Genomic DNA, 21,905 nt, shown 5'->3' on the forward strand with positions numbered 1-21,905 from the left:
AGTACAGCTGCAATGATGAGTCATTTTGCAAAGATCTCCAGCAATCGTGGCGCTATCTTGTCCAACGGGTGAATTTCTACAGCGGCGTCGATGGCGGCGGCGGCTTTCGGCATGCCATATACCGCACTGCTGCGCTGATCCTGAGCAATGGTCAAGTAGCCTTGCTGGCGCATCGATTTAAGTCCCTGGGCGCCATCGCGCCCCATGCCGGTCAGCAGCACACCGACTGCATCTCCGTTCCAGTAAGTGGCCACGCTTTCAAAAAAAACGTCGATCGAGGGTCGATAGATCTCGTTGACCGGCTCGGCGGTGTAGGCCAGCGTACCGTTCTTCAATAAACGAATGTGGTGATTGGTGCCCGCCAGCAACACCGTCCCGCTTTGCGGCGGCTCGCCTTCCTGAGCCAGGCGCACGTCCAGACCGCTGGCGCTGCCGAGCCATTCAGCCATACCGGCCGCAAACACCTGGTCAACGTGCTGGACCAGCACGATGGCCGGCGCAAAATCGCGCGGCAGGCCCTTGAGCAAGACTTCCAGCGCCGCCGGCCCGCCAGCAGAAGAACCGATGGCCACCAGGCTCTGGCGTTGCCCGAGAACACGAGGAAGGGCCGGCGCCGATTGCACACGGTTACCGCGCTCGCCGATCAGCCAGCCGATGTTCATGATCTTGCGCAGCAGTGGCGCCGCGGCCTCTTTCGGATCGCCCGCGCCGAGGGCCGGAGTATCGACCACGTCCAGCGCGCCGTGGCCCATGGCCTCGAACACCCGGTGGACATTCTGCTGCCGGTCCACCGTGACAATGACGATAGCGCATGGGGTCTCGGCCATGATCCGGCGCGTGGCTTCAACGCCATCCATGATCGGCATGATCAGGTCCATCAGGATCAGGTCGGGGGTGAACTCGGCGCAACGTTGCACCGCCTCGGCGCCATTGCGGGCGACCCAGACCACCTCGTGCGCCGGCTCGAATGCCAAGGCTCGACGCAGGGCCTCCACGGCCATGGGCATATCGTTGACGATAGCGATCTTCATGTCCGCGCTCCTCCTATGAGCTCAACCACTGCATCGAGCAGCGCATCGTCATGAAAGCTGGCCTTGGCTAGATAGTAGTCGGCTCCAGCGTCCAGTCCACGACGACGGTCTTCTTCACGATCCTTGTAGGACACCACCATCACCGGCAACGATTGCAGCCGGTTATCACGTCGCAACAACGAAACCAGCTCGATCCCGTCCATGCGCGGCATATCAATATCGGTAATCAGCAGGTCGAAATCCTCGGCACGCAGCGCGTTCCAGCCGTCCATGCCGTCAACCGCAACGGCCACGTCATAACCCCGATTGAGCAACAGCTTGCGCTGCAACTCACGAACCGTCAGTGAGTCATCGACCACCAGAATACGTTTGCGCGCAACGATGGCGGCCTGTTGGCTGTGCCGGGCGATCCGCTCCAGGCGACCGGTATTGAGCAGTTTGTCCACCGAGCGGAGCAGGTCTTCGACGTCGACAATCAACACCACCGACCCGTCATCGAGCAAGGCGCCGGCAGAAATGTCCTGAACCTTGCCCAGGCGCTCATCCAGCGGCAGCACCACCAACGTGCGCTCGCCGATAAAGCGCTCGACAGCCACACCGTACACCGTGTCGCGGTCACGGATGACTACGACCTTGAGTGTCGCCGGGTTGTTCTGACTCGCCGGGCGGTTGAGCAACTGGCTGGCCGCGACGAGACCAACGTGTCGACCTTCGTGCCAGAAGTGCTGACGACCTTCAATCTGGACGATTTCGTCCGACGCCAAATCGCACATGCGCTCGATGTGCGCCAGTGGAAAGGCATACGCCTCCTCGCCCACTTCCACCACCAGACTGCGCACCACCGACAACGTCAACGGCACCTCGAGCTGGAAACGACTGCCCTCACCGGCCTTCTGCTCCAGCACCACGGCGCCGCGTAACTGGCGGACCATGTGCTGAACCGCATCCAGGCCGACGCCACGACCGGACACCTCGGTAACTTTGTCGCGCAGGCTGAAGCCCGGCAGGAAGAGGAACGTCAGTAGCTCTTCTTCGCTCAACTGCGCCGCGGTCTCGGCCGGCGACAATTGACGTTCGACGATACTGGCGCGCACTTGTTCCAGGTCCACGCCATGACCATCGTCGCTCAACTCCAGCAACAGCAGCCCGGCCTGGTTGGACGCGCGCAGGCGAATCAGCCCTTCGGCAGGCTTGCCGGCCAACTGGCGTTGCTCGGGCGTTTCGATGCCGTGGTCCACGGCATTGCGCAACAAATGGGTCAGCGGCGCTTCGAGTTTCTCCAGCACGTCGCGGTCGACCTGGGTCTTTTCACCCTCGATTTCCAACCGCACTTGTTTGCCCAGACTACGTCCCAGATCGCGAACCATCCGCGCCTGCCCGGTCAGCACATCGGCAAACGGCCGCATGCGACAGGCCAGCGCCGTGTCATACAGCACCTGAGCACGCTGACTCGCCTGCCAGGCAAATTCATCAAGCTCAGCGGTTTTCTCAGCCAGCAATTGTTGCGATTCGGCCAACAACCGCCGCGCATCACCAAGCGCCTCCAGCGCCTCAAGGCTCAGGTCTTGCCCCTTGAGGTGAACGTTGAGGTTTTCCAGGGCTCGCAAACTGTTGCTCTGCGTACGTTTGAGACGCTGCATCGTCGCCAGGTAAGGCTTGAGTCGCAGGGTTTCCACCAACGATTTGCTCGACAGATCGAGCAGGCTGTTCAAGCGTTCGGCGGTTACCCGCAACACCCGCTCGCCGCCTTCGGTGACGCGCTTGGCTTTACGCGACGCCTCGACCGAGGCCGCCAGCGACGACTCGAGTTCTGACACCAGATCCGGTGGCTCGACTTGCGGTGCCGGTGGCTCGGGCGGCAATGAGGGCTGTGCCACGGCAGGTGCTGCAACCGCCGCCAATGGATCCAGCAAACGCCCCATCAGCGCCACGTAGGCTTCGATATCGCCCGGCCCCACGTTGGCACTGCCTGGCGTGGCGATGCGCATCAGCAAGTCCGTGCCTTGCAGCAGCGCATCAATGTGTTCGGGGTGCAGAAAAAGTCGACCCTCCTGCGCGCTGACCAGGCAATCTTCCATCACATGAGAAACGCTGACTCCGGCATCCACACCGACGATCCGCGCCGCGCCCTTGAGCGAATGCGCGGCGCGCATGCAGGCTTCCAACTGATCGGCCTGGGTCGGGTCACGTTCCAGCGCCAGCAACCCGGCGCTGAGTACCTGGGTCTGGGCCTCGGCTTCAAGACTGAAGAGTTCCAGCAGTGACGCGTCGCGCATTTGATCGGGGGTCATGTCAGGCTCCGGGTCACGGCGGACAATACCTGCTCTTCATCCAGCCAACGCAGGCTGCGACCTCTGAATTGCAGGACGCCACGGGTGTACTTGGCACTGGCCTGCTCGCCTGAACGGGACGCGGCGTCGAGAATCCGCTCATCAATGGCGTGAATCCCGTCCACCTCATCCACCGGCACCACCACCGGGCCGCCGTTTGCAGCAATGATCAACATGCGCGGCATAACCCTCACGCCAGAGACGACACCGGTGGTCGCGTCCAGCCCGAGCAATTCCACCAGCGACAGGCACGCCACCAGCGCGCCACGCACATTCGCCACCCCCAGCAGCGCTCGCGAACGCTGATGCGGCAGCGAATGAATCGCCTGCATCGGCGCCACCTCCACCAGGCTGCGGGTCGCCAGGGCGAGCCACTCTTCGCCGAGGCGGAACATCAACAGCGAGCGCGTGACCACGTCCGTTTCAACGGCAATGGATGCTTGCGCGCGGTCGTCCTGCTGCAAGGCATAGCGATCCAGCAAACGCGTCGCCGCTGCGGAATACACCGCGCAATTGCGACAGTGGATATGTTCGATCAGCAGCGGGCAGGACTTGTCGCCGTGGATACCGATACGGTTCCAGCAGTCGTCAATCGCCTGGGCATCTTCATGGGTTACGTTCAGCGAAACAGAACCGGTCATCGTTTACGCTCACTGTCAGCGGTGCGCTCATTACGAGCGGCGCGTTCCTGCAATCGACGGGCGCCGGACGCATCCCCCTGGGACGCCAGTAACACCGACAGGTGCATCAGCGCTTCAGGATGCTGCGGTTGCAAATACAGCGCCTTGCGATAAAAACCCTGGGCCTCCAGCACGTTGCCAGCGACATCACTGAGCAACCCCAGCCAGTAAAACACCTGCGCCACCGGCTCATGGTGGCGCAGGTATTCCTCACAGGCGGCCTGCGCTTCGAGGCTTTTACCTTCGTTGGCCAGGCTTGCAATGCTTGCCAGCAGCGCGGCGGCATCGGTATTCGGTACTTTCTCCAGGTTCGCCCGTTGCACAGGTACAACGGCGGAAAAAGGTCGGTTGCGCACCGGCGGTGCTGGAACGTTGCGCAGCGGCAAACTCACCGGCAACGGCGGTGCAATAAACACGGGGGGCGGTGCGGGTTCAGGCTCGCTGTGACGGCTGAAAGCGAAGGATTGTGGGATACCGATCGAACGCATCCCCAGGCGGCCGAGCAAACTGCCTTCGGCCGGGCCGATAAACAGCACGCCGTCCACGTGAGTCAGGCGCTTGAGCACTTCCAGAACCTGCTTCTGGGTAGGCTGATCGAAATAGATCAGCAGGTTGCGACAAAATACAAAGTCATAGGCTGGCTCACTGGCCAGCAAGGTCGGGTCCAGCAGGTTGCCCACCTGCAAACGCACCTGCTCGCGCACCCGATCGCTGACGCGATAGCCGTCGTCTTCGGCGTTGAAGTAGCGCTCGCGGAAATCGGTTTGCTGCCCACGAAAGGAGTTCTTGCCGTACAGCGCATGCTTGGCCCGTTCGACCGACAGCGGGCTGACGTCCACCCCGTCGACCTTGAACTGGTGCGGCGCAAGCCCGCCATCGAATAACGCCATGGCAATCGAATACGGTTCTTCGCCAGTCGAGCACGGCAGGCTGAGAATCCGCAGCGCGCGCATACCCTTGATCTCCGCCAGGCGCTTGAGCGCCAGCCTGGCCAGCGTGGCAAAGGATTCCGGGTAACGGAAAAACCAGGTTTCCGGGACGATCACGCCTTCGATCAACGCCTGTTGCTCATCTGCAGAGACTTGCAGCCGCAACCAGTACTCATCAGCCGTTTTCACCTGCTGCGCGGTCATGCGCTGGCGCACGGCCCGCTCGATGATCGCCGGGCCGACCGAGTTCACGTCCAGGCCGATACGCTCTTTGAGGAAATCGAAAAAGCGCTGGTCGCAGCTCATAGGCGCTCCTCAAGCATCGCCAGGTCCAGCGGCGGCGACGGGAACAGCAGCGCCCGCACCTGGGCGTCCAGCAAGTCTGCGACACGAACCCATTGCAGCAGGCCTTGTGCGTCTTCACGCACCGGCCCCAAATACGGCGCCTGGTGGTTATCCAGGCCATAGGGCTGGAAGTCCGCCGAGTTGCAACGCAAGGTGTCGGTGGCCTGCTCGAGAATCAGCCCGAGCAATTGCCCGGACGTGGCGCCATCCGGCTGATAATGCACCAGCACCAATCGGGTGCTGGTGCGCGCCTGGGCCGGCTGACCGAATGCCAGCTCGCCGACATCGATTACCGGCACCACCGCGCCGCGATAGGCAAACACCCCCGCGACCCATGAAGGTGTCCCGGCAATCGGTTTGAGCGGCAGGCGCGGCAGCACTTCGGCCACTTCAATGGCTTGCAATGCATAACGCTCGTCACCGATACGAAACACCAGAAACAATGACTGCCTGGGCGCCATGCCTGCGCCGCGTTTCGCCACGAGTTCGCTCATCAGACTTTGAATCGCGAGACGCCGCTGCGCAGCCCTACGGCCACCTGGCTCAGCTCGTCGATGGCGGAACTGGCCTGACGCAAGGACTCGACCGTCTGGCTGCTGGCATCACCCAACTGCACCAGTGCATGGTTGATCTGTTCGGCGCCCGTGGCCTGGGCCTGCATCCCCTCGTTGACCATCAACACCCGCGGCGCCAGCGCCTGAACCTGGTGGATGATCTGCGACAGTTGCTCACCGACCTGCTGCACTTCGGACATGCCACGGCGGACTTCTTCAGAGAATTTGTCCATGCCCATGACGCCGGCCGACACCGCCGACTGGATCTCGCGAACCATCTGCTCGATGTCGTAGGTGGCGACGGCGGTCTGGTCTGCCAGACGGCGAACTTCGGTGGCGACCACGGCAAAACCGCGACCGTACTCCCCGGCCTTTTCCGCTTCGATGGCGGCGTTCAGCGACAGCAGGTTGGTCTGGTCCGCGACCTTGACGATGGTCACCACCACTTGATTGATGTTGCCGGCCTTCTCGTTGAGGATCGCCAGTTTGGCATTGACCAGGTCAGCCGCGCCCATCACCGAGTGCATGGTCTCCTCCATCCGCGCCAGCCCCTGCTGACCGGAACCGGCCAGCACCGAGGCCTGATCGGCAGCGGTGGAAACTTCAGTCATGGTGCGCACCAGATCCCGCGAGGTCGCGGCGATTTCGCGCGAAGTGGCGCCGATTTCGGTGGTGGTGGCCGCCGTTTCAGTGGCGGTCGCCTGCTGTTGTTTGGAGGTGGCGGCGATTTCGGTCACCGAGGTGGTGACCTGTACCGAGGAACGCTGCGCCTGGGACACCAGCGAGGTCAGCTCGGTCATCATGTCGTTGAAGCCGGTTTCCACCGCGCCGAATTCGTCTTTGCGATCAAGGTTCAAGCGGCTGCTGAGATCGCCGGTGCGCATGATGTCGAGGATCTGCACGATGCGGTTCATCGGCGCCATGATCGCGCGCATCAATAGCAGGCCGCAGAGGCCGGCAGCGATGATCGCCACCAGCAAAGACACGCCCATGCTGACTTTTGCCGCGGTGACTGCTTGGCGGATGGCATCGGTGGAGGCATTGGATTGATCACGATTGCTATCAATCACAACATTCAACTGCTTGCGGCCATCGACCCACGCGGGCGTCAATTCCTGCTCCAGCGCCAGACGAGCCTGTTCGTATTGTTTTTGCTGATACAGACCGACGACTTTAGCCAACGCTTGGTTGTACGTTTGATAACGAGTCTCGAACGCTTCGAAATCGACCCGATCCTCAGTGGTGAAGATCGTCTTCCGATAATTGACCATCTCGTCTTTCAGGTGCGCCTCGGCGCCCTTGTACAGCTCCAGGTCAGCGGCACTCATGTCGCGATGTTCCGAGAGGCCAACGATCCGTTGGGTCAAGACGTAAGTGTCGACCCAGGCGCCGCGAATCATCGAGCTGTAATACAGCCCCGGAACGGCATCCGTCTGAACCGTTTCCTCGCTGGACTCAATCTTCAGCAGACTCGAGAACGAGACCATGACCATCAGCAGCATGATGGCGATAATTACCGCAAAGCTCGCCAAAATGCGTTTGCGCAACGTCCAGTTCTTCACAGTCAGTCCTCGGGGCCGTTCAAATGGGGGGAGTATAGCCGAGGGCTCGCTGCGTTTTATAAGCGCTGCATCTCAAGTAGCAACGAAACACGTGTGGCGAGGGAGCTTGCTTCCGCTGGAGCGCGTAGCGCTCCCAATACTGGCGATGACAATTTTTCAGATGGATCTCATTCGCTGGTTTTGGGGCCACAAAAGTTTGTAGCAGCTGCCGAGCCCGCGAGGCTGCGTCCGGCTCGGTCCGCGCTCGGGCGAAGCAGTCGTGAAATCAGGCAATGCGTTCCTTCAGGAAAACCGCGTATGCAGGATTTGCGAGGACTGCGTCCTCGGACGCAGCCTCGCGGGCTCGACAGCTGCTACGGGCGCTCTTACTCCGGGGGGTCGAGGTGATCCAGCGCGCGATTCACCGCCAGCTCGGCCAGGGAAATCATCTGCTGAATCGCCAGCGCGGTATTGCGTTTGGGGCCTTCGAGTTCGAACGCCAGATCGCTGGCCATGACATTCGCCGAGGCGAGGGTTTCGCAGGCGTGGGCCAGCAGGGTTTCGCTGTCGATGTCGGGGGCAATGACAAAAATGCAGCCGGGGCGTCGGTCGGCCAACAATTGCTTGGTCTCTGGCAACACCAGGTAATGATCGAGCGCACGGTGCGCGGCGGCGTGGAGTTCTTTTGAATCGAGGGAGACGTAGGGAGAGACGGGGTCGGTTTCGGGCGGATTGGGCGTGGCTTTGAACATGCTGATGCTCCTAGAGTCATGGAGCTGCCACGATTCGCTGCGAAGCAAAGGGAGGTGGCAGCTGTACGCGGGTTCGCAGACCGGGACTCTAGAACCGGCAGACCCGAAGGTCTCCCACGCACAACCGCCATAACATGAACTGACAGGCATAGAGGACACCTGCTCACGAACGGGGACGTTGTGCGTCTAGAGATTACCCGGGCTGCGAAACCCGGTCGCTGAATGGGCAGCGACACGGAAACAATAGGAGCCAGGCCCAAGACGCACAAGCCGGCGGATTCTGGCGCAGGTGTAGGCAGCGACGCAAGGTAACGTAGCCTCGGACCGAGGCTTTGGGGAAAGAATAAACAGATCAGAAATTGCGCACTGGTTTGTGCCGAGCGGAGCGTGCCCTCCGTTGGGCTGCGTAACGGTCCAAAAAGATCTTTTCACTTCAAAATCACATCAAGCCGCACAGAGGACGACCAAAGGCTTACCGAGAGGTAGGCCTTTTTTGTGCAAAAAATCATCTGATGAAACGTATCAGCTAGCAACAAAAAACCCATAAATTGAAAAAAATGGAATTTTTCCTTGATCTTGAAAACTCGCTGACTTACAGTGAAATTACTGTATGGATATACAGTCATTAACGAAGATTCATTTAAATATATTCATGGATGAGGTACTCCCTATGAAAAGCAACACTGAAAAACTTGGTCAACTTCCCCGTCAACCCAGCTTGTGGACCCGCGCCGACGCGCTGAAAGTTCACGCGGATGATCCGACCACTACCCAGCCTCTGGTCAGTGCGGATTTCCCGGTATTGAGCAACGAGGTGTTCATCTGGGACACCATGCCGCTGCGCGATATCGACGGTAACGTGGCTTCTGTCAACGGCTGGTCGGTCATTTTCACCTTGACGGCAGATCGCCACCCGAATGATCCGGAGTACATCGACGAGAACGGTAATTACGACATCATCCGAGACTGGAACGATCGTCATGGTCGGGCAAAGATGTACTACTGGTTTTCCCGCACCGGTAAAGACTGGCAGTTTGGTGGTCGCGTGATGGCGCAAGGTGTGTCTCCAACCACGCGTGAATGGGCTGGCTCCCCGATTCTGTTGAACGACCAGGGCGATGTGGATTTGTATTACACCGCCGTCACGCCGGGCGCCACGATCGTCAAGGTGCGTGGCCGCGTGGTCACTACCGAGCATGGCGTCGAGATGGTGGGCTTCAAAAAGGTTACATCGCTGTTCGAGGCTGACGGCGAGATCTATCAGACCGAAGCGCAGAATCCGTACTGGGGCTTCCGTGATCCATGGCCGTTCCGCGATCCGAAAGACGGCAAGTTGTACATGCTGTTTGAGGGCAACGTGGCCGGTGAGCGTGGTTCGCACAAGGTCGGCGAAGCTGAAATCGGCGACGTACCGCCGGGCTATGAAGATGTCGGTAACTCGCGCTTCCAAACGGCCTGTGTCGGTATCGCCGTAGCAAATGACGAAGATGGCGACGACTGGGAAATGTTGCCGCCACTGCTGACTGCAGTAGGCGTCAATGACCAGACCGAACGTCCACACTTCCTGTTTCAGGACGGCAAATACTATTTGTTCACCATCAGCCATAAATTCACTTATGCCGACGGTGTGACCGGTCCGGACGGGGTGTACGGTTTCGTCGCGGATTCGCTCTTCGGCCCTTACGTGCCACTGAACGGTTCCGGTCTGGTGCTGGGCAACCCCTCTTCCCAGCCATTTCAAACCTATTCACATTACGTGATGCCTAACGGCCTGGTGACTTCGTTCATCGACACCGTACCCACAAAGGAAAGCGACACCGGAATGCAGTACCGGGTCGGCGGCACTGAAGCGCCGACAGTGGGCATCAAGGTGAAAGGGCAGCAGACTTTCGTGGTGGCCGAATATGACTATGGTTACATTCCCCCGATGATTGATGTAACGCTGAAATAGTATCGAAGCAATATAGGGCCTTCAGGCACCGGGTTTGAATTCGATAACAAACACGTTGTGGATATGATCGAGATATCCGCGCCTGACTCACTGCGACTTGATCGGGAGCCGCATTGAACAATGCGTAACATCGACCCTTCGGAACTGGCTGCAAGGATGCAGCCAGTAACGGGTCTTCTCCCTGGCATCAGCCTGTTCAATCGCCACGCCAAGGAGCAAGCATTCGGCAACACATCGCTCACTCCCTCCAGCACCTGCCCCGCTAAGATTTCCTGACACCGCGCGCACAACGGTGATTGACTGAAATCTTGTGGGGGCCTAGGGTGTTTACGTCGTTTACAATGTATACACCTTCACAGGAGAGCCGCGATGGCCTCGCCCGTTTTGTCCTTTCGAGTCGAAGAGAATCTTGCCCAGCAACTGGATCAGCTTGCAGCAGCGACCGATCGTGACCGTCAGTACCACCTCAAGCGCGCACTGGTGCGTTATGTAGAAGCCGAATCCTGGCACCTGCAAGCAATCAGCGAAGGTATTGCCGATGCCGATGCTGGAAAATTGACCGATCTGGACGCCGTGAAGGCTAAGTGGGCAAATCGTGCCGAGAGTCGCACTGACCGAGAGAGCTGAGAGTGACCTGGACGCCATTCATGAACACTATTGCGGGCTGATTGGCACAACCGCTGCCAACGATGTGGTGACAAGCATCCTCAACACCTTTGGCCAACTTGAACTGTTCCCCGGCTCCGGGCGTCCTTCACTGGTACCGGATATACGTGAACTTGTTCTGAATCAGCTTCCATTTGTTGCACCTTATCGCCTGGCACTCGGCCAAGTGCAGATCCTGCGAATATTGCATGAACGAACCGAGCGTAATCAGGAGTGGTGACACTCTATGCAATCGGAGCGGGTGCACAAGACAAACAGCCCCTCCCATAAGCGAACATGGGAGGGGCCGTCAACCCGCCTCAAAACCGCGAAACACGGTGCATCGCATCCGCCAGATAGCGCATTGCAATCCGGTCATTCTCCGATAACGCTCGATACTGCTCGACGAGTTTCACCTCCTCCGAGCTGAGCCGGCGCGACCTTCGCGAGAGGCTCAAGCCTGAGAAAATCCCTAAAAACCCGATGCTGCCTTGCGCTTTTTCCATGGACGATGTCCCTCTGCACGTGAACTGAAACTTCAGATACCTCATCGCCCTGTTCCTGTTTCAACCATCTATGGCACTTGCGTGAGTCCGGCTGAACGTTCACCGGCCTCAAGGGCAAAGACCGGTCATGAGCCTAAGAATAGGAACAAAAAAACGTTTGCGAGCTGTTTTTAGAGTAATTAGTCAAATAAATGAAAACACTTATTTGAAACGCTATGTTGATTTGAAAAACAGATGAATATCCTCGGGCTCCAGCTGATACAGCTGCGGGTCCGGCGTGTCGAGCAGCGCGCAACCCTGACGCCGATAAAAGTCCACGGTATTGCGTGACGGCGTGGCTGATACATAAAGCGCCTCGGTGCCCGTTGCCATAGCCTGCTGGCATGCAAGGCGGAACAACCGCTGCCCAAGTCCCAGGCCACGGTAATCGCGGCTGACGTGCAAGAACTTCAGTTGCAGCAACGACAGCCCGGCGTTGTGGATAATCTCGCAGTCGACAACAGCAGCGGCCACCAGCGTTTCGCCATCGAACACGCCATACAGCCAGCCACCGCGTTCGTAACATGCCTGCAAAATCTCTTCGTCACGCTCGGCCTCGCCCGCAGGCCAGCCACTGACCACCTCATGCTGCGGATAGAGCAACAATTGGCCGTCCTGTACGCGGTAGAACTCATCGATCACTTCGCGTCGATCAATGTGTTTGAGCAGACGAATATCGCCCGAAACAAGGCGCCGCTCGCTGAGCCTGCGGGTTCTCCTGAATGATCTGCGGGTATTTTCCATGAAGCGCACACTCATCATTTTCGAGTTATTTCGAACGCTTTATCTTATTCGGCATCTGTTTAAAATCCGATGCGTTTGGCCGAAGGCTTGTCCGAACCTCACATTTTGATCCGAATCGCAGCCAGGAACGCCGCGGGATCGTCCACGACAGGTTGTCCTATGCACCGCAGGAATTTGCTCAAAGCCTCCATGGCCATCGCTGCCTACACCGGCCTTTCGGCCACTGGATTGTTGGCCGCGCGGGCCTGGGCCGGTACGGCCGATGGCGAGGCCCAGACCTTCGACTTCGAGGCGTTGCAGGCACAAGCCAAGCAACTGGCCAGCAGTGGTTATGCCGACACCAAACAGGTGTTGCCGCCGACGCTGGCGAACATGACGCCGCAGCAATTCAACGCGATTCAGTACGACGCCAGACATTCGCTGTGGAATGACTTGAACGGGCAACTCGACGTGCAGTTCTTCCACGTCGGCATGGGCTTCAAGCAACCGGTGCGCATGTACAGCGTCGACCCCAAGACCCGTCAAGCGCGGGAGGTGCATTTCCACCCGTCGCTGTTCAATTACCAGAACAGCGGCGTCGATACCGCGCAGCTCAAGGGCGACCTGGGCTTTGCCGGGTTCAAGCTGTTCAAGGCCCCGGAGCTGGATAAACATGACGTGGTGTCGTTCCTCGGYGCCAGCTACTTCCGTGCGGTGGATAACACCGGCCAGTACGGTTTGTCGGCCCGYGGCCTGGCAATCGAYACCTAYGCCAARAAGCGTGAAGAGTTTCCRGACTTCACCAAGTTCTGGTTCGAAACCCCGGACAAGGACAGCACCCGTTTCGTGGTCTATGCCCTGCTCGACTCACCGAGTGCCACCGGTGCCTACCGCTTTGACATCGACTGCCAGGCCAATCAGGTGGTGATGACCATCGACGCGCACGTCAACGCGCGCACGGCCATCGAGCAACTCGGTATCGCGCCGATGACCAGCATGTTCAGTTGCGGCACTCACGAGCGGCGCATGTGCGACACCCTTCACCCGCAGATCCACGACTCGGATCGGCTGGCCATGTGGCGCGGCAACGGCGAGTGGATCTGCCGCCCGCTGAATAACCCGGCGACCCTGCAATTCAACGCCTTCGCCGACACGGACCCGAAAGGCTTTGGTCTGGTACAGACCGACCATGAGTTCGACAGCTATCAGGACACCGTCGATTGGTACAGCAAGCGCCCGAGCCTGTGGGTCGAGCCGACCACCGCCTGGGGCGAAGGCTCTATCGATCTGTTGGAAATCCCGACCACAGGCGAAACCCTGGACAACATCGTGGCCTTCTGGACCCCGAAAAAACCGGTGGCCGCAGGCGACTCGCTGAGTTACGGCTACAAGCTCTACTGGAGCGCCCTGCCACCCGTTGGCACGCCGCTGGCACGGGTCAATGCCACGCGTTCGGGCATGGGCGGTTTCGTCGAAGGCTGGGCCCCCGGCGAGCACTATCCGAAAATCTGGGCGCGGCGTTTTGCGGTCGACTTCACCGGCGGCGGACTGGATCGCTTGCCTGAAGGCACCGGCATCGAACCGGTGGTCACGGCGTCGAGTGGTCAGGTCAAGGATTTCAACGTGCTGGCGCTGGATGACATCAAAGGCTATCGAATCACCTTCGATTGGGTCCCGACCGATGACAGCGTGGCACCGGTAGAACTGCGCTTGTTCATCCGCACTCATGACCGGACGTTGAGTGAAACCTGGCTGTATCAGTATTTCCCGCCTGCGCCGGACAAGCGCAAGTACCCGGATTGGCCGGCAACTTGAGATAAGTGACGTCCAGGCCGGCCCCATCGTCGGATCGCCACCCGGAGCAAGCCCGCTCCCACATTGGATTTGGGTGTACACAAAATCTGTGTTCACACCATTCAACGTGGGAGCGAGCCTGCTCGCGATGACGACAGAACAGCCGCGCAGAATCCGTCAGACAAACAAAGCCCCGGCCAAACAACCGGGGCTTTTGGTTTTTGCAGCTTCACTCAGTCCCGCAAATCCGACTCATGAATCGGCTGATCGCGGCTCGTCGCCCGTTGATACTGCGCCGGCCAGATGGCTTTGCGACCGCCCAAGTCATCATCGGCGTGCAATGGCCAGTACGGGTCGCGCAACAATTCGCGAGCCAGCAGGATGATGTCGGCCTGACAGGTGCGCAGAATGTGTTCGGCTTGCGCCGGCTCGGTAATCAATCCGACGGTGCCGGTGGCAATCCCTGACTCCTTGCGCACGCGCTCGGCAAACCGCGTCTGATAACCCGGCCCGGTCGGGATCTCCGCATTCGCCGCAGTGCCGCCTGATGACACGTCGATCAGATCGACCCCCAACGCTTTCAAGCGCCGCGCCAGTTCCACGGTTTCATCCGGGTTCCAGCCATCTTCGACCCAATCGGTGGCCGATACGCGAACGAACAATGGCAACTCTTCAGGCCAGACCGCACGCACCGCCTCGGTCACTTCCAGCACCAGACGAATGCGGTTTTCGAAAGACCCGCCGTACTGATCACGGCGCTGATTGCTCAACGGTGACAAAAACTGATGCAGCAGATAGCCGTGAGCCGCATGCACTTCAACCACTTTGAAGCCTGCGGTCAGTGCACGCTTGGCCGACTCGACGAACGCCTGAATCACCTCGGCGATCTGCGCCTCGGTCAGTGGTGTGGGGGACGTGTGTTGAGGGTCGAAGGCGATCGGCGAGGGGCCGACCGGAGTCCAGCCGCCATCCGCCGGTTTGACACTGCCATGTTTGCCCAGCCACGGCCGGTGAGTGCTGGCCTTGCGTCCGGCGTGGGCCAGTTGAATGCCGGCGACGGCGCCTTGGGCAGTGATAAAGCGGGTGATGCGTTGCAGCGGTTCGATCTGTTCATCGTTCCACAGGCCCAGGTCCTGAGCGGTGATCCGACCCTCGGCAGTGACTGCCGTGGCTTCGGTAAAAACCAGTCCGGCCCCGCCCACGGCACGGCTGCCGAGGTGGACCAGGTGCCAGTCATTGGCCAGTCCATCGACGCTGGAGTACTGGCACATTGGCGATACCGCGATGCGGTTGAGCAGGGTCAATTGACGAAGGGTATACGGTTCAAGCAGCAGACTCATGGGGCACCTCTCAAATCAGTGGGCAGGCTCCAGGGTTCTGTTTGAATAGTCGACGAGTGACAGGAAAGGATGCGGCACCCGCCCCCGCGGGTAAAAAAAATGGACAAAACGTCACAAGGCCAATCAAGCAGTGATTAGAGCCTAGTCGACATCGGGGGATGAGGCTGCGATCTTTCAGCGCGGTTCGATGTGGGCAATCATCAGCTGGACGGTTTCCTGGCCGCGGAATTCGTTGACGTCGAGCTTGTAGGCCAACTCGACCCAGCGAATGGTCGGGTTCGGCCAGACGTCGCGGTCGATGCCAAACGCGATACCGTCGAGTTTCACCGAACCGCATTCGCTTTTTAGCACCACCTTGAGGTGGCGTTCACCGACCACGCGCTGCTCGACCAACTGGAACACCCCGTGAAACAGCGGTTCCGGAAAGTGTTGGCCCCAGGGACCGGCATGGCGCAGGGCGCGAGCCAGTTCCAGGTGAAACTCTTCGACGGCCAGGGTGCCGTCCGACAACAATCGCCCGGTCAGGTCTTCTTCACGCATTTGCCGGCGAACTTCAGCGTCGAAAGCCTCGGCGAACAATGGAAAACTCGCTTCCGGTAACGTCAGGCCCGCCGCCATGGCGTGACCACCGTACTTGCTGATCAGATTCGGATGCTGCGCCGCCACCACACTCAAGGCGTCACGAATGTGAAAGCCCTGCACGGAACGGCCCGAGCCCTTGAGCATGCCGTCGCCTGCATCGGCAAAGGCGATGGTCGGACGGAAATAACGCTCTTTCATACGCGATGCGAGGATTCCGATGACACCCTGGTGCCACTCGGGATCGAACAGACACAAGCCAAACGGCATCGACTCCAGCGGCAAGTCCTTGAGCTGGGCCAACGCTTCGCGCTGCATGCCCTGCTCGATGGATTTGCGATCCTGATTCATGCCGTCGAGTTGCGCGGCCATCTCACGGGCCAGCGCCACGTCTTCGGTGAGCAGGCATTCGATGCCCAGGCTCATGTCGTCCAGACGCCCCGCCGCGTTCAGGCGCGGACCAAGGATGAACCCCAAGTCGGTCGAGGTGATGCGCGAGTGATCACGCTTGGCCACTTCGAGAATCGCCTTGATGCCCGGCCGAGCCCGGCCGGCGCGAATCCGCTCCAGGCCCTGATGCACCAGGATCCGGTTGTTGGCATCCAGTGGCACCACGTCGGCGACGCTGCCCAGCGCCACCAGATCCAGCAACTCACCGATGTTCGGCTGCGGCCTGCTCTCGTACCAGCCCAGGCTACGCAAGCGTGCACGCAACGCCATCAGCACATAGAAAATCACCCCGACCCCGGCCAGTGCCTTGCTCGGGAACTCACAACCGGGCTGGTTCGGATTGACGATGGCATCGGCCAACGGCAGCTCGTCACCGGGCAAGTGGTGATCGGTGACCAGGACCTTGAGCCCGGCCTTTTTCGCCGCCGCCACGCCCTCGACGCTGGATATGCCGTTGTCCACGGTGATCAGCAGTTGTGGCTCGCGCTGCAACGCCACCGCGACGATTTCCGGGGTCAGGCCGTAGCCGTATTCAAAGCGGTTGGGCACCAGATAATCGACGTGAGCCGCGCCGAGCAGACGCAGTCCCAACAGGCCAACGGTGCTCGCGGTAGCACCATCGGCATCGAAGTCGCCAACGATCAGAATCCGCTGACGCTGCTCCAGCGCCACCACCAGCAAGTCCACCGCCGCCTCAATGCCCTTGAGCTGTTGATAAGGGATCAAGCGCGCCAGGCTCTTGTCCAGTTCCGCCTCCGACTGCACGCCCCGCGCCGCGTATAAACGGGTCAGCAGGGGTGGAATATCACCGAGGAATGGCAGGGTGTCGGGCAATAGGCGAGGTTCAATGCGCATGGGGTGACAGGTGCTTCTCTTGAATACGTAGGATAAAACCGGGTGATGCGATCCTGCGGCGAAAAATCAGCCGCGCTCGCCGGCCAACCATTGCAGCTGGACTTCGTGTTGACCACGGTCGTCGGTGACGAAGATCGTCCCTTCGCTGATCATCACGTCCCATTTGATAACGCGGGGCATGTCCTTGGCCAGGGTTTCCAGGACTTCCTGAGGCACCGCGGCAATGTTGACGTTTTTCAGGTTTTTTACCGCAGGCACCACTTTGCCTTCCCAGACGCGCAAGCTGCCATAGGCCAACAGGCTGGTGCGTTCGGTACGACGCGAGCACCAGGTCAGGCGATCGGCGTCTGGCTGGCCGACTTCGATCCAGTGCAGCACGCGGTCATCCAGGCTCTTTTCCCACAGGGCTGGCTCATCCACTTCTGACAGACCACGGCCAAAGGACAGCTGCTCGTTGTACCAGAGGGCGTAGGCCAACAGCCGCACGGTCATGCGCTCTTCGGTTTCCGAAGGGTGGCGGGCGATGGTCTGCTTGACGCTCTCGTACACGCTGCGGTCGAGGTCGGTAAGGTTCAGTTCAAACTTGTAAGTCGTGGACGGCTGGGCCATGAACGGGCTTCTTGATACGAGGAAAGGCGGCAAGTCTAACCGATGCCGGGTCAATCAACGAATCATGACCGCCATCAAGCGTGGGCGATGCGGCTCGGGCTATGCTAAAACGCTGTATTGATTCAGTCTTTGTCCTACAGGATTACCCATGCCGCTCACTGCCAAACCCCTTGCCGGCCTGAAAATCATCGAACTTGGTACTTTGATCGCCGGGCCTTTCGCCTCGCGTATTTGTGCCGAGTTCGGCGCCGAAGTGATCAAGATCGAATCTCCGGACGGCGGTGATCCGTTGCGCAAGTGGCGCAAACTCTACGAGGGCACTTCGCTGTGGTGGTTCGTCCAGGCGCGCAACAAGAAGTCCCTGACGCTGAACCTCAAGCACCCCGACGGCCTGGCAATCCTCAAGCAATTGCTCGGCGAAGCCGACATCCTGATCGAAAACTTCCGCCCCGGCGTGCTGGAAAAACTCGGCCTGGGCTGGGAAGTGCTGCATGCGCTGAACCCGAAACTGGTGATGGTCCGTCTGTCCGGCTTTGGCCAAACCGGGCCGATGAAGGATCAACCGGGCTTCGGCGCGGTAGGCGAGTCCATGGGTGGTTTGCGTTACATCACCGGCTTCGAGGATCGACCGCCGGTGCGCACCGGAATTTCCATCGGTGACTCGATTGCCGCGCTCTGGGGCGTGATCGGCGCGCTGATGGCCTTGCGTCACCGCGAGGTCAACGGTGGTCAGGGGCAAGTGGTGGACGTGGCCTTGTACGAAGCGATCTTCGCCATGATGGAGAGCATGGTCCCGGAATTCGATGTGTTCGGGTTTATCCGCGAGCGCACCGGCAACATCATGCCCGGCATCACGCCCTCCTCCATCCACACCAGCGCCGACGGCAAGCACGTGCAGATCGGTGCCAATGGCGATGCGATCTTCAAGCGCTTCATGCAGACCATTGGCCGCGACGACCTGGCCAACGATCCAGCGCTTGCCAGCAACGACGGCCGCGATAGCCGTCGCGATGAGCTGTATGGGGTCATTGATCGCTGGGTCAGTTCGTTGCCGCTGGATGCGGTGATCGATCAGTTGAACCAGGCCGAAGTGCCAGCCAGCCGGATCTTCAGCGCCGAAGACATGTTCAGCGATCCGCAATTTCTTGCGCGGGAAATGTTCCTGCAAGCCAAGCTGCCCGATGGAAAAGACTTCAAGATGCCGGGCATCGTGCCGAAACTCTCGGAAACACCGGGCGCTTGCGAATGGGTTGGAGCGGAACTGGGTGAACATAACGTGCAGGTGTTGAGCGAGCTTGGCTATGACGTGGAACAGATCGCGCAACTGCGTGCAGATGGGGCTATCTAAACTGCAAGGGTTGTCAGCCATTCGCAGAGGCGCGGCGCACTACCTTCGTGTGCTGGGTTTCGGCACAACGCTTTCATGCCTGCTGGCAATCCCCTCGGCCGCTCAAGCCAAGGACACGTTGATCTGGTTGCTGCGCGATCTACCGCCGCTGACGATTGTCGACGGGCCGCAAAAAAACCAGGGCGTGATCGACCGGTATTTACCGCTATTGATCGCCAGCATGCCCGAGTACCAACACACGACATTTCAGGTCAACCGCGCACGCGGCATGCAAATGCTCCTGGAACCCAGCTTCACCTGCGACCCTTCGCTGCTGTGGAGCGCGGAACGGGCAAAACGGATCGTCTACTCCATCGAGGCTTATCGAGTCCCTGGCAACGGCATTGTGATACGCCATGCTGACCGCAAAGCACTTGCACCCTTCATCACCGGTAACAGCGTCGATCTGGAGCGCTTGCTGGCTCATCAGGACAAGAAACTGGGAGTGGTCGCCGAACGCAGTTACGGCCAGGTCGTTGACCGCCTGCTGCAACAGGCACCGAGCAACAGTCTGGCAGCCCATTACGGTAACGATGCCCTTGGCAGTCTGCTGCAAATGCAGCGCCTGGGTCGTTTGACCGCCCTGCTGGGGTACTGGTCGGAAATTCGTTATCAGGCGCAACAGCAAGGCATCTCGCCCGATGAGCTGGAGTTTTTCCCGATTCGCGGCACGGACAAGTACCAGTCGACTCATATTGCGTGCTCGGATACCGAGCAGGGCCGCCAGGCCATCGCTCACATCAACAAAATATTGCGCGGCTCGGGGCAGACCAGGCTGGTCGAGTTTTATGCCCAATGGCTCGACCCGAAAATGCGCAGCGAGTACCTGGAAGATGCCAAGAGGTTTTTCCAGAATGAGACACGCTGACCAAACGCCAGGCAAAAGAAACCCCGAGAAGTGGGGAAACGACTCGGGGTTAAACGTGGCCTACAAGGACCCGTACAACAAGCGACAAACACCGGAGCACAATGCCTGCTCTTGTTGATACAGGGTCTGACTAACCTGATTGCGCGAAGGTTCCCGCAAAAAACAAATCAGCTTCTGCCAGCCAGACGTTTGTCTTGCGCAACATTGCGCAGAGCCGCAATCACGCTGGGCTCAAGCCGTCCCTCGGCGATCAGCAAGTCGCGGTGCAAACCGTCGACAACGTCTGTCAGCAGCCGTTTGTCCGTGAACTGCGCCTGATTGAACTCACGCTCGACCACGATAGCGCCAGCGGTACTCTTCAATGTCACCAGGCATTCGCCATGGGCACCTGACGGGGTCAGTGTTACCTGATACGGGCTCAATGCCTCACCCAGCAATAGGCTGATACTTTCCATCTCGATCACCATTCAATAGTCCGAAAACAAAGTGCCAAGGGCGTGATAAATTACCACTGGCCCGAGAAGAAAGTTCTGAACTCGACTGACGGTATGTCGCTTTACCCTGAGTCTTCAGAGCATGCATGGGAAAGATGACAAGAAAAAAACAGTGGGTTTCAACCGCGTCAATCAGGCTCATAACGCCGCCGGCCATGGCTATCGGCCCAGCCGCCCACGACACCTCGCAGCAAACCCTCGGCGCTATAAAACGGCACCGTCCACTGATAAACATCCCTCACACCACTTTTGAACGTCAGTTGGCGCTCGGTAAATCGGGTTTTCCGACTGCCGAGTTGATCCATGATTTCCGCGTGCAGAAGCTCGGCCGTCGAAGCAGGCAAAACGTCGACCTCTGTCAGGCGTTTTCCCTGCATCTGGTCGAAGCGGGTCGACAAGTGTTCTTCATAGCTCTTGTTGCACATGATCAACCGCCCCTCCAGATCCCGTACAAACACCGGATCAGGCATGGCATCCATCAAGGCATGCTGGAACGCCAATTGGTCACCAAGCCCTTGTTCGGCTTTCAGTCGCTGCTTGATCTGCATGCTCAGCCGCTGGTTCCACAGCAGTGAAATCAGCCCGAACAGACTCGCGAAAAATACTCCCCAGCACCCCCACTGGTAGAACCTCTGCCACAGCGAGGGTGGCTGACCGGGCACCACGCCGCTGAGCCACTTCGAACGGATCGCCCGCAACTCGGCCGGAGGAAAAGCCTCGAGCGCCTTGTTGAGAATGCTCAACAGCTGTGGCTGCCCTTTGCGCAGTGCAAGATGGTCGGCCTCCCACATACCTTCGATACTTGGGCCGATCGCCAGCCGGCCTGCAGGGTACAGGTGGGCGCCCGTTTCATTTTCAATGGTGACGTCGGCTTCGCCGCTTTCGACCAGGGCGCGTGCCTCTGCGTAGGTTTTGACCGAGCGCRGCTCGATCTGCGGGTAGTCACGGCGGATACCGGCCTCCAGCGCATGCCTGGCCGGCAGCGCCAGAACCTTGCCTGAAAGATCCTCCAGCGAATCGACCGAAGCAGCTCCGGCCCGCCCGACGAACACCCAGCCAGCCCCGCCAAAGGCATGACTGAAATCCAGAAAGCCTTTGCGTTCATCGTTCACCGCCAGTGTCGTGTTCATGTCTGCCCTGCCACTTTCCAGCAGTCCGAGCAGGTGTTCGGTCGAGAATGACTCTTCATGAACAAACTCCAGCCCGGTCATCCGCGAAAGACGCTGAAGAATGTCGTTGTTCAGACCGCTCCATTGACCGTGCTCATCCTTGAACAAGTACAACGGGAACTGCACCGACGCGACGATCACTCGCCGGTGCTCGGCAATCCATTTGAGCTCGTGAGCCTCAAGCTTGAGACGGTCATGACTGTCGGCAGACCTTACGTCCAAAGCGCCGAGTTGAGCCGCCAATGCACAATGCCCAGGCCCCATGGCACTCAATAAAAATATCCAGCACAAGGCCGGTTTTAATCCACTAAAAAACCACATGCCCACTTCCTTC

General features: G+C 59.5%; 20 protein-coding genes. 6 read left to right on the forward strand and 14 right to left on the reverse strand.

The window, feature by feature from the left end; all coding sequences use genetic code 11:
• Positions 1 to 20: 20 nt before the first annotated feature.
• The 7 genes from cheB to AC1DHT_RS22560 form a co-directional block, all read right to left on the reverse strand.
• Positions 21 to 1,031 (reverse strand): chemotaxis response regulator protein-glutamate methylesterase, encoded by a 1,011-nt coding sequence (cheB, locus tag AC1DHT_RS22530; RefSeq protein ID WP_427536273.1) that lies wholly within the window; start codon positions 1,029 to 1,031, stop codon positions 21 to 23.
• Complete coding sequence (locus AC1DHT_RS22535; RefSeq protein ID WP_427536275.1) at positions 1,028 to 3,322, reverse strand: hybrid sensor histidine kinase/response regulator; 2,295 nt, start codon at positions 3,320 to 3,322, stop codon at positions 1,028 to 1,030. The genes cheB and AC1DHT_RS22535 overlap by 4 nt, the downstream gene beginning before the upstream one ends.
• Positions 3,319 to 4,002: a chemotaxis protein CheW gene (locus AC1DHT_RS22540; protein WP_427536277.1), complete on the reverse strand. Its 684-nt coding sequence runs from the start codon at positions 4,000 to 4,002 to the stop codon at positions 3,319 to 3,321. Before AC1DHT_RS22540 ends, AC1DHT_RS22535 begins: the two co-directional genes overlap by 4 nt.
• Entirely contained in the window at positions 3,999 to 5,276 is a 1,278-nt protein-coding gene (locus AC1DHT_RS22545; RefSeq protein ID WP_427536279.1) for a CheR family methyltransferase, read from the reverse strand. The genes AC1DHT_RS22540 and AC1DHT_RS22545 overlap by 4 nt, the downstream gene beginning before the upstream one ends.
• Positions 5,273 to 5,809: a chemotaxis protein CheW gene (locus AC1DHT_RS22550; protein WP_427536281.1), complete on the reverse strand. Its 537-nt coding sequence runs from the start codon at positions 5,807 to 5,809 to the stop codon at positions 5,273 to 5,275. Before AC1DHT_RS22550 ends, AC1DHT_RS22545 begins: the two co-directional genes overlap by 4 nt.
• Positions 5,809 to 7,371, reverse strand: coding sequence for a methyl-accepting chemotaxis protein (locus AC1DHT_RS22555; protein ID WP_427536323.1), 1,563 nt, complete (start codon positions 7,369 to 7,371; stop codon positions 5,809 to 5,811). The genes AC1DHT_RS22550 and AC1DHT_RS22555 overlap by 1 nt, the downstream gene beginning before the upstream one ends.
• A 425-nt stretch (positions 7,372 to 7,796) precedes the next feature.
• Positions 7,797 to 8,162, reverse strand: a complete 366-nt coding sequence (locus AC1DHT_RS22560) for a DUF6124 family protein (protein ID WP_427536283.1) — start codon at positions 8,160 to 8,162, stop codon at positions 7,797 to 7,799.
• Between the two features lie 670 nt (positions 8,163 to 8,832).
• Here AC1DHT_RS22560 and AC1DHT_RS22565 point away from each other — a divergent pair.
• From AC1DHT_RS22565 to AC1DHT_RS22575, 3 genes are all read left to right on the forward strand, one after another.
• Positions 8,833 to 10,113, forward strand: coding sequence for a glycoside hydrolase family 68 protein (locus AC1DHT_RS22565; protein WP_427536285.1), 1,281 nt, complete (start codon positions 8,833 to 8,835; stop codon positions 10,111 to 10,113).
• 369 nt (positions 10,114 to 10,482) lie between these two features.
• Positions 10,483 to 10,740, forward strand: a complete 258-nt coding sequence (locus tag AC1DHT_RS22570; RefSeq protein ID WP_054593838.1) for a CopG family ribbon-helix-helix protein — start codon at positions 10,483 to 10,485, stop codon at positions 10,738 to 10,740.
• On the forward strand, positions 10,709 to 10,999 hold the full coding sequence (locus AC1DHT_RS22575; protein ID WP_427536288.1) for a type II toxin-antitoxin system RelE/ParE family toxin: 291 nt from the start codon (positions 10,709 to 10,711) through the stop codon (positions 10,997 to 10,999). The genes AC1DHT_RS22570 and AC1DHT_RS22575 overlap by 32 nt, the downstream gene beginning before the upstream one ends.
• Positions 11,000 to 11,078: 79 nt before the next feature.
• On the opposite strand, the gene AC1DHT_RS22580 is transcribed toward AC1DHT_RS22575, so the two are convergent.
• A complete protein-coding gene (locus AC1DHT_RS22580) occupies positions 11,079 to 11,264 on the reverse strand; it encodes a hypothetical protein (RefSeq protein ID WP_427532999.1) in 186 nt (61 codons plus the stop codon).
• A gap of 213 nt (positions 11,265 to 11,477) precedes the next feature.
• On the reverse strand, positions 11,478 to 12,047 hold the full coding sequence (locus AC1DHT_RS22585; protein ID WP_427536290.1) for a GNAT family N-acetyltransferase: 570 nt from the start codon (positions 12,045 to 12,047) through the stop codon (positions 11,478 to 11,480).
• Positions 12,048 to 12,206: 159 nt separating this feature from the next.
• Between AC1DHT_RS22585 and AC1DHT_RS22590 the strand changes: the two genes are divergently transcribed.
• Positions 12,207 to 13,841: a glucan biosynthesis protein D gene (locus tag AC1DHT_RS22590; protein WP_427536292.1), complete on the forward strand. Its 1,635-nt coding sequence runs from the start codon at positions 12,207 to 12,209 to the stop codon at positions 13,839 to 13,841.
• Positions 13,842 to 14,053: 212 nt separating this feature from the next.
• Here AC1DHT_RS22590 and AC1DHT_RS22595 read toward each other — a convergent pair whose 3' ends face one another.
• From AC1DHT_RS22595 to AC1DHT_RS22605, 3 genes are all read right to left on the reverse strand, one after another.
• Entirely contained in the window at positions 14,054 to 15,160 is a 1,107-nt protein-coding gene (locus AC1DHT_RS22595) for an NADH:flavin oxidoreductase/NADH oxidase (protein WP_427536294.1), read from the reverse strand.
• 174 nt (positions 15,161 to 15,334) lie between these two features.
• The gene (gene recJ / locus AC1DHT_RS22600) at positions 15,335 to 17,044 is read right to left on the reverse strand and encodes a single-stranded-DNA-specific exonuclease RecJ (protein WP_427536296.1); all 1,710 of its coding nucleotides are present in this window, start codon (positions 17,042 to 17,044) and stop codon (positions 15,335 to 15,337) included.
• A 66-nt stretch (positions 17,045 to 17,110) separates the two neighbouring features.
• Entirely contained in the window at positions 17,111 to 17,653 is a 543-nt protein-coding gene (locus tag AC1DHT_RS22605) for a YaeQ family protein (RefSeq protein WP_054593842.1), read from the reverse strand.
• A 148-nt stretch (positions 17,654 to 17,801) separates the two neighbouring features.
• Here AC1DHT_RS22605 and AC1DHT_RS22610 point away from each other — a divergent pair, with 148 nt between their 5' ends.
• Positions 17,802 to 19,001, forward strand: a complete 1,200-nt coding sequence (locus AC1DHT_RS22610) for a CaiB/BaiF CoA transferase family protein (protein WP_427536298.1) — start codon at positions 17,802 to 17,804, stop codon at positions 18,999 to 19,001.
• Positions 18,955 to 19,908, forward strand: a complete 954-nt coding sequence (locus AC1DHT_RS22615) for a TIGR02285 family protein (RefSeq protein WP_427536300.1) — start codon at positions 18,955 to 18,957, stop codon at positions 19,906 to 19,908. Before AC1DHT_RS22610 ends, AC1DHT_RS22615 begins: the two co-directional genes overlap by 47 nt.
• A 167-nt stretch (positions 19,909 to 20,075) precedes the next feature.
• Here the strand turns inward: AC1DHT_RS22615 and AC1DHT_RS22620 are convergent, their stop codons facing one another.
• Together AC1DHT_RS22620 and AC1DHT_RS22625 are read right to left on the reverse strand one after the other, a co-directional pair.
• A complete protein-coding gene (locus AC1DHT_RS22620; protein WP_427536302.1) occupies positions 20,076 to 20,363 on the reverse strand; it encodes a DUF3509 domain-containing protein in 288 nt (95 codons plus the stop codon).
• A gap of 167 nt (positions 20,364 to 20,530) precedes the next feature.
• Positions 20,531 to 21,892, reverse strand: a complete 1,362-nt coding sequence (locus AC1DHT_RS22625; RefSeq protein ID WP_477761476.1) for a transporter substrate-binding domain-containing protein — start codon at positions 21,890 to 21,892, stop codon at positions 20,531 to 20,533.
• Between the last annotated feature and the right edge of the window lie 13 nt (positions 21,893 to 21,905).

Source organism: Pseudomonas sp. 05N432 (assembly GCF_056396945.1).